This window comes from Pseudomonas sp. BF-B-30, assembly GCF_019956305.1.
Lineage (GTDB): Bacteria > Pseudomonadota > Gammaproteobacteria > Pseudomonadales > Pseudomonadaceae > Aquipseudomonas > Aquipseudomonas jessenii.
This window is the reverse complement of sequence record NZ_JAHBDG010000033.1, coordinates 239,762-250,790: the sequence shown is the minus strand read 5'-3', so window position 1 is coordinate 250,790 and position 11,029 is coordinate 239,762. Positions and strand designations below refer to the sequence as shown.

At 61.0% G+C, this 11,029-nt stretch carries 8 protein-coding genes; all 8 read right to left on the bottom strand.

Annotated features, from left to right (window positions below):
* Positions 1–68: 68 nt before the first annotated feature.
* The 8 genes from gcvP to arcD all read right to left on the bottom strand — a co-directional run bounded on the left by gcvP (position 69) and on the right by arcD (position 10,814).
* On the bottom strand, positions 69–2,921 hold the full coding sequence (gene gcvP / locus KGB29_RS18420; RefSeq protein WP_150813297.1) for an aminomethyl-transferring glycine dehydrogenase: 2,853 nt from the start codon (positions 2,919–2,921) through the stop codon (positions 69–71).
* 11 nt (positions 2,922–2,932) lie between these two features.
* Positions 2,933–3,316 carry a glycine cleavage system protein GcvH gene (gene gcvH / locus KGB29_RS18415; RefSeq protein WP_007996035.1) on the bottom strand — a complete coding sequence of 128 codons (384 nt, stop codon included), beginning with the start codon at positions 3,314–3,316 and terminating at the stop codon, positions 2,933–2,935.
* 427 nt (positions 3,317–3,743) lie between these two features.
* On the bottom strand, positions 3,744–5,252 hold the full coding sequence (locus KGB29_RS18410; protein WP_150813296.1) for a sigma-54-dependent transcriptional regulator: 1,509 nt from the start codon (positions 5,250–5,252) through the stop codon (positions 3,744–3,746).
* Between the two features lie 210 nt (positions 5,253–5,462).
* The gene (locus KGB29_RS18405) at positions 5,463–5,825 is read right to left on the bottom strand and encodes a DUF5064 family protein (RefSeq protein ID WP_090457435.1); all 363 of its coding nucleotides are present in this window, start codon (positions 5,823–5,825) and stop codon (positions 5,463–5,465) included.
* A gap of 63 nt (positions 5,826–5,888) precedes the next feature.
* On the bottom strand, positions 5,889–6,818 hold the full coding sequence (gene arcC / locus KGB29_RS18400; RefSeq protein ID WP_150813295.1) for a carbamate kinase: 930 nt from the start codon (positions 6,816–6,818) through the stop codon (positions 5,889–5,891).
* A 185-nt stretch (positions 6,819–7,003) separates the two neighbouring features.
* Positions 7,004–8,014 (bottom strand): ornithine carbamoyltransferase, encoded by a 1,011-nt coding sequence (locus KGB29_RS18395; protein ID WP_007974406.1) that lies wholly within the window; start codon positions 8,012–8,014, stop codon positions 7,004–7,006.
* 81 nt (positions 8,015–8,095) lie between these two features.
* Entirely contained in the window at positions 8,096–9,352 is a 1,257-nt protein-coding gene (gene arcA / locus KGB29_RS18390) for an arginine deiminase (RefSeq protein WP_150813294.1), read from the bottom strand.
* A 34-nt stretch (positions 9,353–9,386) separates the two neighbouring features.
* Complete coding sequence (gene arcD, locus KGB29_RS18385) at positions 9,387–10,814, bottom strand: arginine-ornithine antiporter (protein ID WP_150813293.1); 1,428 nt, start codon at positions 10,812–10,814, stop codon at positions 9,387–9,389.
* Positions 10,815–11,029 lie beyond the last annotated feature (215 nt).

The window sequence follows — 11,029 nt, the reverse complement described above, 5'->3', positions numbered from 1 at the left end:
AGATGTGTATAACCCCCGGGATATGCGGTGTTCTTGAGAGGGGCGAGCAAACCCGCCCCCTCATTGGTTTAAGCGTAGCTTTCGATCGACGGGCAGGCGCAGACCAGGTTGCGGTCGCCGAACACGTTGTCGACGCGACCGACCGGTGGCCAGTACTTGCCTTCGATCAGCGACGCAACCGGGTAAACCGCTTGTTCACGGCTGTACGGGTGCGACCACTCGCCAACCAGTTCCTTGGCGGTGTGCGGCGCGTTCTTCAGCGGGTTGTCGTCCTTGTCCAGCGTGCCATTTTCCACTGCGCGGATTTCTTCGCGGATGCGGATCATGGCGTCGCAGAAGCGGTCCAGTTCTTCCTTGGATTCGCTTTCGGTCGGCTCGATCATCAGCGTGCCTGCCACCGGGAACGACATGGTCGGCGCGTGGAAGCCAAAGTCGATCAGACGCTTGGCGACGTCATCGACACTGATGCCGCTGCTGTCTTTCAGTGGACGCAGGTCGAGGATGCACTCGTGCGCCACCAGGCCGTTGCTGCCGGTGTACAGCACTGGATAGTGCTCTTCCAGGCGACGGGAGATGTAGTTGGCATTGAGGATCGCCAGCTGCGAAGCACGCTTGAGGCCCGCGCCACCCATCATACGAATGTACATCCAGGTGATCGGCAGGATGCTCGCGCTGCCGAACGGTGCCGCGCAAACGGCGCCTTCCTTGCGCTCCATCTGTGCGTGGCCCGGCAGGAATGGCGCCAGGTGCGATTTCACGCCGATCGGGCCGACGCCCGGGCCGCCACCACCGTGGGGAATGCAGAAGGTCTTGTGCAGGTTCAGGTGCGAAACGTCGCCGCCGAACTTGCCCGGGGCACAGAGGCCGACCATGGCGTTCATGTTGGCGCCGTCGATATACACCTGGCCGCCGTTGTCATGAATGATGCCGCAGATTTCGCGGATGCCTTCTTCGAACACGCCGTGGGTCGACGGGTAGGTGATCATCAGCGCGGCGAGGTGTTCGCGGTGCTCGATGGCCTTGGCGCGCAGGTCTTCGATGTCGACGTTGCCACGGGCATCGCACGCGGTGACGACCACGCGCATGCCGGCCATTTGTGCGGTGGCCGGGTTGGTGCCGTGGGCCGACGACGGGATCAGGCAGATGTCGCGACGGTCTTCGCCACGGCTCTGGTGGTAGGCACGGATCGCCAGCAGACCTGCGTATTCACCCTGGGAGCCGGCGTTCGGTTGCAGGGACACCGAGTCATAACCGGTGGCGGCGCAGAGCATCGCTTCCAGCTCGTCGGTCAATTGCTGGTAGCCGACGCTTTGCTCGGCCGGGGCGAATGGGTGCAGGGCGCCGAACTCGGCCCAGGTCACCGGGATCATTTCGCTGGCGGCGTTGAGTTTCATGGTGCACGAACCCAGCGGGATCATGGTGCGGTCCAGCGCCAGGTCCTTGTCCGCCAGTTTGCGCAGGTAGCGCATCAGCTCGGTTTCCGAGTGATAGCGGTTGAACACCGGGTGGCTGAGGATCGGCGACTGACGCACCAGCGTGGCCGGGATGGCGCTCTGCACCGAGGCGGCGAGGGCGGCGAAGTCCGGCAGGGCCTTGCCGTCGGACAGCAGGCTCCACAGGGTTTCAACGTCGGCCTGAGTGGTGGTTTCGTCCAGGGACAGGCCCAGGCGCTCACCATCGACCACGCGCAGATTGATGCGCTGGGCGTGTGCCTTGTCGTGCAGGGCGGCGGTTTGCGCGCCGGCCTTCACCGTCAGGGTGTCGAAGAAGCTGGTTTGCTCGACGTTCAGACCCAGTGCACTCAAGCCTTTGGCCAGGATTGCAGTCAGGTGATGCACGCGATTGGCGATCTGCGTCAGGCCTTTCGGGCCGTGGTACACGGCGTACATGCTGGCGATGTTTGCCAGCAGTACTTGTGCGGTGCAGATGTTGCTGGTGGCTTTCTCGCGACGGATGTGTTGCTCGCGGGTCTGCATGGCCAGGCGCAGGGCCGGGTTGCCGAAACGGTCTACCGAAACACCGACCAGGCGGCCCGGCATGTCACGTTTGAATGCGTCCTTGGTGGAGAAGTACGCCGCGTGCGGGCCACCGAAGCCCAGCGGCACGCCGAAGCGTTGTGCGCTGCCGATGGCCACGTCGGCGCCGAATTCGCCAGGCGCGGTCAGCACGGTCAGGGCCAGCAGGTCGGCTGCCACGGCAACGAGGGCGTTGGCAGCGTGGAAGCGTTCGGTCAGCTCGCGGTAATCGAACACGTCACCGTTGCTTGCCGGGTATTGCAGCAGAGCGCCGAAGAACGGCGTCACGTCGCTCAGTTCACGCTCGTCGCCCACCACCACGTCGATGCCCAGAGGCTCGGCACGGGTGCGCAGTACGTCGAGGGTCTGCGGGTGGCAATGCACGGAGGCGAAGAAAGCGTGGCTGCTTTTGTTCTTGCTCAGGCGTTTGCAGAAGGTCATGGCTTCGGCAGCGGCGGTGGCTTCGTCGAGCAGCGAGGCGTTGGCGATCGGCAGGCCGGTGAGGTCGCTGATCAGGGTCTGGAAGTTCAGCAGCGCTTCGAGACGGCCTTGGGAAATTTCTGGCTGGTATGGGGTGTAGGCGGTGTACCAGGCCGGGTTTTCCAGCAAGTTGCGCAGGATCGGCGACGGCGTGTGGGTGCCGTAGTAGCCCTGGCCGATGTAGGTCTTGAACAGCTGGTTTTTAGTCGCGATGGACTTGATCAAGGCCAGGGCATCGGCTTCGCTCAAGCCATCTTCCAGGCCGAGGACGCTAGTGCCCTTGATGCTGTCGGGAATCACGCTGGCGCTCAGGGCTTCCAGGGAGTCGAAACCGAGGCTGTTGAGCATGGCTTGCTCGTCACCGGCGCGCGGGCCGATGTGACGGGCGATGAATTCGTTGGCGGTAGTCAAATTGATCTGGGTCATGTCGGTGCTCCTCAGGCTTCGGCTTGGGCTTTGATCAGGCGGTCGTAGGCGTCCTGATCCAGCAGTTGGCCGACAGCGGCGGCGTCGCTTGGTTTGAAACGGAAGAACCAGCCTTCGCCCAGCGGATCTTCGTTGACCAGTTCCGGGCTGCTGTCGAGCGCCGGGTTCACTTCCAGCACTTCGCCGTCCAGCGGCATGTACACGCCGCTTGCAGCCTTTACCGATTCCACGGTGGCGGCTTCGGCGCCTTTGTCGTAGGACTGCAGCTCAGGCAGTTGAACGAAAACCACGTCGCCCAGGGCGTTCTGTGCGAAAGCGGTGATGCCGACCGTGACGCTGCCGTCAGCTTCGGTGCGCAGCCATTCGTGATCTTCAGTAAAACGCAACTCGCTCATGGAAACTCCTAAGGGGCCAGACTCGTCTGGTGGACGCGATTGAAGGCTTGGGCAATGCCCAGGTTATGGAGGACTACATAGCAAGAACGCGGCCAACGTTGTTTTTATTGTTATTGATCAATGATTTAGGTGGTTTCGACAAACGCTGAAATTCACTCGTTGTAGCGAAATCGATACGGTATATGTCAAGGATAAAAGCCGAGGTGGATCAAAGCCTTGCACAGCCGTGATTGGAGAGGAGTGTAGCGATATCGTTCCGCTGTAGCGCTTTCAGTACAGGTGGAGGTCGTTTTTGGCGCGATTTTCAGACTGGAGGTGAACCTGTGGGAGCGGGCTTGCTCGCGAAAGCGGTGTGTCAGTCGATATCAATGCTGCCTGACACTACGCCTTCGCGAGCAAGCCCGCTCCCACATTGACCGAGTGTGGTTCAGGCCTTGCTCGGAATCCCGTACTTGCGCAACCGATGGGCAATTGCCGTGTGGGAGGTTTGCAGCCGGGTCGCGAGTTGCCGGGTCGAGGGGTAGCTGGCGTAGAGTTTTTCCAGCAGGGTTTTCTCGAACTCGTCCATGGCCTGTTCCAGGCTGTCGACGTCATGATCGCCTTGGCGGGCTACCGAGGTGCCGGCGATGTCCAGATCGCCGATGTCCACCAGACTGCTTTCGCAGATCGCCGCGGCGCGGAAGATCACGTTCTGCAATTGCCGCACGTTGCCTGGCCAGCGGTTGCCCAGCAGCGCCGGGTAAGTGCCCGGCGCCAGGCGACAGATCGGTCGCTGGATCTGCGCACAGGCCTGCTGCATGAAGTAGCGGGCCAGCAGCAGGATGTCCTGGCCGCGTTCGCGCAGGGGCGGCACTTCGACGTTGAGGACGTTGAGGCGATAGAACAGGTCCTCGCGGAACAGGCCTTCGCTGACCATTTTTTCCAGGTCGCGGTGGGTGGCGCTGAGGATCCGTACGTTGACCTTGACCTCACGGTCACCGCCGACCCGGCGAAAACTGCCGTCGTTGAGGAAACGCAGCAATTTGGCTTGCAAATACGGCGACATCTCGCCGATTTCATCGAGAAACACCGTGCCCTGGTTGGCCAACTCCATCAGTCCCGGCTTACCCCCTCGTTGTGCGCCGGTGAAGGCGCCGGGGGCGTAGCCGAACAGTTCACTTTCGGCGAGGTTCTCCGGCAATGCCGCGCAGTTCAACGCCAGAAACGGTGCGCTGTGCCGGGCGCTGATGGCGTGGCAGGCGCGGGCCACCAGTTCCTTGCCGGTGCCGGTTTCGCCCTGTATCAGCAACGGTGCATCGAGGGCCGCCACCCGCTGGGCACGCGCCTTGAGGGTGCGGATCACCGGGGACTCGCCGAGCAGGGCATCGAAACCTTCGGCGTGGTCATGGTGCAGCGCGGAAAGGCGTTCGCCAATGCGGTTCGGTTGGTACAGGGTCAGCAGGGCGCCGGCGTCGGTGATCGGTGTGGCGTCGAGCAACAGGGTCTGGCCGTTGACGGTGATTTCCCGCAGCGGCAGGCGAAAGCCGTGTTCGAGCAGGGTGTCGAGCAAGGCCGGGTCGGCAAACAGGTCGGCCACGCTTTCACCGTCGGGCTCGCGGCCGTACAGGGCGATCAAGGCCGGGTTGGCCAGCAGCACCTTGCCGTCGCTGTCCAGCGCCAGTACCGGGTCGGTCATGGCGGCCAGCAACGCGTCGAGCTGCAGGTGTCGGCGCTGTCCGGGCAGGATGTCGACCACCGTCACCGCTTGCACGCCACGCACGCTGAACAGGGCATCACGCAGTTCCTCGAGGACTTGCGGGCTCAGCGTCGGGGCGTCGATATAAACATTGGGCGGGACCATTTCCACCGCATCCAGGTTCAGATTGCGCCCGCCGAGCAGGGCCAGGACTTCCTGGGTGATACCGACGCGGTCGATGAAGCTGACGTGGATACGCATGGGGCGGTCTTGGGTTCTGCAGTGCGAAGGGTGGCAAGTATGCCTTGGGGCGGGCTAATGGTGAAATTTTGAAACGGATTTGCGAGTGCCCACCGAACCAATGTGGGAGCGGGCTTGCTCGCGAAAGCGTCGTGTCAGACACCATCGTTGGCGACTGATACACCGCTTTCGCGAGCAAGCCCGCTCCCACAGTAGATTGTGGTGAATCAATTATTCCAGGTGCTCGGGTTTGACCGGGTCGCCCGATTTCATATTCAGTTGTACCCGCACGTCCTCGAACATGGCGTCGTAATGCTTGTGGATCGAACCGATGTTGCTATGGGTTTTCGGGATGCCGTGCTTCTCGGCAATCTTGGTGACGTTGCTGGCGAAGTTGTAGGCCATGTCCTTGGGCAGGAAGAACGTCTCGCTCATGTCCTTGCCCTGGATGCTGCCGTGCATCTTGAACTGCATCCCTTTGCCTTCCTTGGGGTCCTGGGCGACTTCATAGTCGATGCAGATGTTGTAGCTGACGTCATCCTTGTTCAGCGCGTGTCGCTCGATGTGCAGGTGACCCGGCTCGAACGTTGCCATTGTTGACTCTCCTTCAAAAGATCTTGAATCAGGGCCGGCTCCAGGCCTGCCCCGCCGTTTCGTTTACTGATAGCTGATGCCCGGTGTCGCCGTACTGATGCGCGTACCGGCCTTGCCCTGGACGATCGCTTCGATGTCCGAGAGCGAGCCGATCACTGCGACTTTCCCAGTATGGCGCGCGAACTCGCAGGCTGCCTGCACCTTCGGTCCCATGGAGCCGGCGGCGAAGCCGAGTTTTTCCATTTCGTCGGGGTGGGCCTGGGCGATGGCTTTCTGCGTGGGTTTGCCAAAGTCGATGAAGGCGGCGTTGACGTCGGTGGCGATCACCAGCAGATCGGCTTCAAGCTGTTCGGCCAGCAGCGCCGAGCACAGGTCCTTGTCGATGACCGCTTCGACGCCCTCGAGTTTGCCGGGGGAGGTATACATGGTCGGAATGCCGCCACCGCCGGCGCAGATCACGATGCTGCTTTTTTCCAGCAGCCATTTGATCGGACGGATTTCGAAGATGCGTTTCGGATTCGGGCTGGCGACCACGCGACGGTATTTGTCACCGTCCGGGGCAATGGCCCAGCCTTTCTCGGCGGCGAGTGCTTCGGCCTCTTCCTTGGAATAGACAGGGCCGATGGGTTTGGTCGGGTTCTTGAAGGCCGGGTCATTGGCATCGACTTCGACCTGGGTCAGCAAGGTCGCGAAGGGCACTTCGAAGTCCAGCAGATTGCCCAGTTCCTGTTCGATGATGTAGCCGATCATGCCTTCGGTTTCGGCACCGAGCACGTCCAGCGGATAAGGCGAAACCGAGGTGTAGGCCGCCGCCTGCAATGACAGCAGGCCGACTTGAGGGCCATTGCCATGGGCGATGACCAGCTGGTTGCCGGGATGGATCTTGGCGATCTGTTCGGTGGCGATCCGGATGTTGGCGCGCTGGTTGTCAGCGGTCATGGGTTCGCCCCGGCGGAGCAGGGCATTACCGCCAAGAGCTACGACGATACGCATGGTGCTAGTCCTTCTAAAAGAGAAGTAAACGGGCGACTCGGTCTGTCGATGGAACCCTGACCCTGTGGGAGCGAGCTTGCTCGCGATGGGATCGCCGCGGTCTGTCAGATGCACCGCGGCGTTGCCATCGCAGGCAAGCCAGCTCCCACATTGACCGTGTTCCGTCAGTGGGAGCCAGTCAGCCGTTATAGATCAGCCAGCGTCGACACCAGAATCGCCTTGATGGTGTGCATGCGGTTTTCCGCTTGCTCGAAGGCGATGCAGGCCGGCGACTCGAACACGTCATCGGTCACTTCGATGCCGTTGCTCAGGTGCGGGTACTGCTCGGCAATCTGCTTGCCGACTTTGGTATCACAGTTGTGGAACGCCGGCAGGCAGTGCATGAACTTGGTGCGCGGGTTACCGGTGGCTTTCATCAGTTCGGCGTTGACCTGATACGGCAGCAGTTGCTGGATGCGTTCGGCCCAGGCTTCAACCGGCTCGCCCATCGACACCCAGACGTCGGTGTGGATGAAGTCCACACCCTTGACCGCCGCTTTCGGGTCTTCGGTGAGAGTAATGCGCGCACCGCTTTCTTCGCCGTACTGTTTGCAGCGCGCCACCAGGTCGTCCGCCGGCCACAGGGCTTTTGGCGCACAGATGCGCACGTCCATGCCGAGCTTGGCGCCGATCAGCAGCAGGGAGTTGCCCATGTTGTTGCGCGCATCGCCCAGGTAGGCGTAGCTGATCTCGTGGATCGGCTTGTCGGCGTGCTCACGCATGGTCAGCACGTCGGCGATCATTTGCGTCGGGTGATATTCGTCGGTCAAGCCGTTGAACACCGGTACGCCGGCGAACTTGGCCAGTTCCTCGACGATTTCCTGCTTGAAGCCACGGTACTCGATGGCGTCATACATGCGCCCGAGCACGCGGGCGGTGTCCTTCATGCTTTCCTTGTGGCCGATCTGCGAGGAATTCGGGTCGATGTAGGTGACGTTGGCGCCCTGGTCATAGGCTGCAACTTCAAACGCGCAGCGGGTGCGGGTCGAGGTTTTTTCGAAGATCAGCGCGATGTTGTTGCCCTTGAGATGCTGCTGTTCGGTGCCGGTGTACTTGGCACGCTTGAGGTCGCGGGACAGGTCGAGCAGGTAGCGCAATTCGCGAGGGGTGTGGTGTTCCAGGCTCAGCAGATTGCGGTTATGGATATTGAACGCCATTTTGGATCTCCTAAGGTGTCGGTAATCCCCTTGGCCTGCGCATGCCCTTGGGTAGAGGGCAGCGCGGTCCAAGGCAATAGGTTAGTAGTCAATCGGGTCGCGGATGATCGGGCAGGTCATGCAATGGCCGCCGCCCCGTCCCCGGCCGAGTTCGCCGGCGCTGATGGTGATCACTTCCACACCGGCCTTGCGCAGCAGGGTGTTGGTGTAGGTATTGCGGTCGTAGCCGATGACCACGCCTGGCTCCACGGCCACTACGTTGTTGCCGTCGTCCCATTGCTCGCGTTCGGCGGCGAAGCTGTTGCCGCCGGTTTCCACCACGCGCAACGCTTTGAGGTTCAGGGCCTGGGCCACGGTGTCGAGGAAGCTGGTTTCTTCGCGGCGGATATCGATGCCGCCCGCCTTGCTTTCATCGGGACGCAGGGTGAAGGCGACAATCTGGTTCACCACTTCCGGGAAGATCGTGACGAGGTCGCGATCACAGAAGCTGAACACGGTGTCCAGGTGCATCGCCGCGCGGGATTTCGGCAGGCCGGCGACGATCACTTTCTCCACGGCTTTGTTTTTGAACAGGTTCACCGCCAGTTGGGCAATGGCCTGGCGCGACGAGCGTTCGCCCATGCCGATCAAGACCACGCCGTTGCCGATCGGCATCACATCACCACCCTCAAGGGTGGAGTTACCGTGGTCCAGGTCCGGGTCGCCGTACCAGATCTCGAAATCTGCTTTGGTGAACTCGGGGTGGAATTTGTAGATGGCGGTGGTCAGCAGGGTTTCCTGACGACGTGCCGGCCAGTACATCGGGTTGAGGGTGACGCCACCGTAAATCCAGCAGGTGGTGTCTCGGGTGAACTGGGTGTTGGGCAGCGGTGGCAGGATGAAGCTGGAGTTGCCGAGGAAGTCGCGGAACATCTCGATGGCCTTGCCACCGAAACTGGTGGGCAAATCGTCGCCCGAGACGCCGCCGATCAGGAACTCGGCGATGTGACGCGGTTCCAGGCTGCGCAGCCACGAAGAGGTTTCATTGATCAGGCCAAGGCCCACCGAGTTGGCGGTGACCTTGCGCTCCAGAATCCAGTCCAGGGCTTCGGGGATGGCGACGATGTCGGTCAGCAGGTTGTGCATTTCCAGCACATCGATGTTGCGTTCGCGCATCTTGGTAACGAAGTCGAAGTGGTCGCGCTTGGCCTGGGCCACCCACAGCACATCATCGAACAGCAGTTCATCGCAGTTGTTCGGGGTCAGCCGCTGATGGGCCAGGCCTGGGGAGCAAACCATGACTTTGCGCAGTTTGCCGGCCTCGGAATGGACGCCGTACTTAACTTTTCCCGTGGTCATTACAGTGATCCTCCAGATGACAAAAACAGGGGTTTTACAGAGTCAGGAAGCCGTCATAGAGACCGTAGGCCGCCACCATGGCGCCGACGACCACCGTAGCGAAAATCAGCTTCTCGACGTTGGTGAAAACCGGTTTGTTGATTTCCAGCTTGGCCTTGGCGAACAAGATCACGCCGGGGGCGTAGAGCAGGGCGGACAGCAGCAGGTACTTGATGCCGCCGGCGTACAACAGCCAGACCGCGTAGATCAGGGCCACGGCGCCGATGATGAGATCCTTCTGCCGCTCGCCCGCGGCGCCTTCGTAGCTTTCGCCGCGCACCGCCAGCAGCAAGGCGTAGGCTGCCGACCACAGGTAAGGCACCAGAATCATCGAGGTGGCGAGGTAGATCAGCGACAGGTAAGTGCTGGCCGAGAACAACGTGATGATCAGGAAAACCTGCACCATGGCATTGGTCAGCCACAGGGCGTTGACCGGTACATGGTTGGCGTTTTCCTTGCGCAGAAACTCCGGCATGGTGTGGTCCTTGGCGGCGGCGAACATGATCTCCGCGCACAGCAGCACCCACGACAGCAACGCCCCCAGCAACGAGATGATCAAACCGACGCTGATCAGCACCGCACCCCAGTGACCGACCACGTGCTCCAGCACGGCGGCCATCGACGGATTCTGCAGTTTGGCCAGTTCCGGCTGGGTCATGATCCCCAGCGACAGCACGTTGACCAGGACCAAAAACAGCAGCACGGTGACGAAGCCGATCACGGTGGCCTTACCCACGTCGCTGCGTTTTTCCGCCCGGGCCGAAAAGATGCTCGCGCCTTCGATGCCGATGAACACCCACACGGTGACCAGCATCATCTTGCGCACCTGGTCCATCACGCTGCCCAGGTCCGGGTTCTTCAGGCCCCAGATGTCGGCGGTGAAGATGTCCAGTTTGAAGGCGAATACCGCAATCAACATGAACAGCAGCAACGGCACGATCTTGGCGACAGTGGTCACCAGGTTGATGAACGCTGCTTCCTTTATTCCTCGCAGTACGAGGAAATGTACGCCCCACAGCAGCACCGAGGCGCCGATCACGGCAGCGGGGGTATTCCCCTCCCCAAATATCGGAAAGAAGTAGCCGAGGGTGCTGAACAAAAGTACGAAGTACCCCACGTTGCCCAGCCAGGCACTGATCCAGTACCCCCAGGCGGACGAGAAGCCCATGTAGTCGCCGAACCCGGCCTTGGCGTAGGCGTAAACCCCGCCATCAAGATCGGGTTTGCGGTTGGCCAGGGTCTGGAACACGAACGCCAGGGTCAACATGCCGACGGCGGTGATCGCCCAACCGATCAGAATGGCGCCGACATCCGCGCTGGCCGCCATGTTTTGTGGCAAGGAAAATATCCCGCCACCAATCATCGAACCCACGACTAACGCAACCAGCGCGCCGAGTTTCAGTTTTCCGGGAGCTTCAGACATTGCATGACTCCAATGCAGGAGAAGAGAGGCAACAGACTAATTCCGTTGACTGCTCAATCAGCTGACTTAGATCACTAAATGAGAGTGTTACCAGTTTGTTGGCGGAGTGCCATCATTTGCGGTGTTTCTGCCTGTAATGCCTGCTCTAGAGCCTTTTTCAGTTTGTTTTAGCACTTTTTGTATTTGTTTCGAATTATGACGCTAGTTGGGGTTTT

Bases quoted from the DNA above. Each gene is read 5' to 3' on its own strand.
- gcvP (WP_150813297.1), bottom strand. From the start codon at position 2,921: ATGACCCAGATCAATTTGACTACCGCCAACGAATTCATCGCCCGTCAC.
- gcvH (WP_007996035.1), bottom strand. From the start codon at position 3,316: ATGAGCGAGTTGCGTTTTACTGAAGATCACGAATGGCTGCGCACCGAA.
- KGB29_RS18410 (WP_150813296.1), bottom strand. From the start codon at position 5,252: ATGCGTATCCACGTCAGCTTCATCGACCGCGTCGGTATCACCCAGGAA.
- KGB29_RS18405 (WP_090457435.1), bottom strand. From the start codon at position 5,825: ATGGCAACGTTCGAGCCGGGTCACCTGCACATCGAGCGACACGCGCTG.
- arcC (WP_150813295.1), bottom strand. From the start codon at position 6,818: ATGCGTATCGTCGTAGCTCTTGGCGGTAATGCCCTGCTCCGCCGGGGC.
- KGB29_RS18395 (WP_007974406.1), bottom strand. From the start codon at position 8,014: ATGGCGTTCAATATCCATAACCGCAATCTGCTGAGCCTGGAACACCAC.
- arcA (WP_150813294.1), bottom strand. From the start codon at position 9,352: ATGACCACGGGAAAAGTTAAGTACGGCGTCCATTCCGAGGCCGGCAAA.
- arcD (WP_150813293.1), bottom strand. From the start codon at position 10,814: ATGTCTGAAGCTCCCGGAAAACTGAAACTCGGCGCGCTGGTTGCGTTA.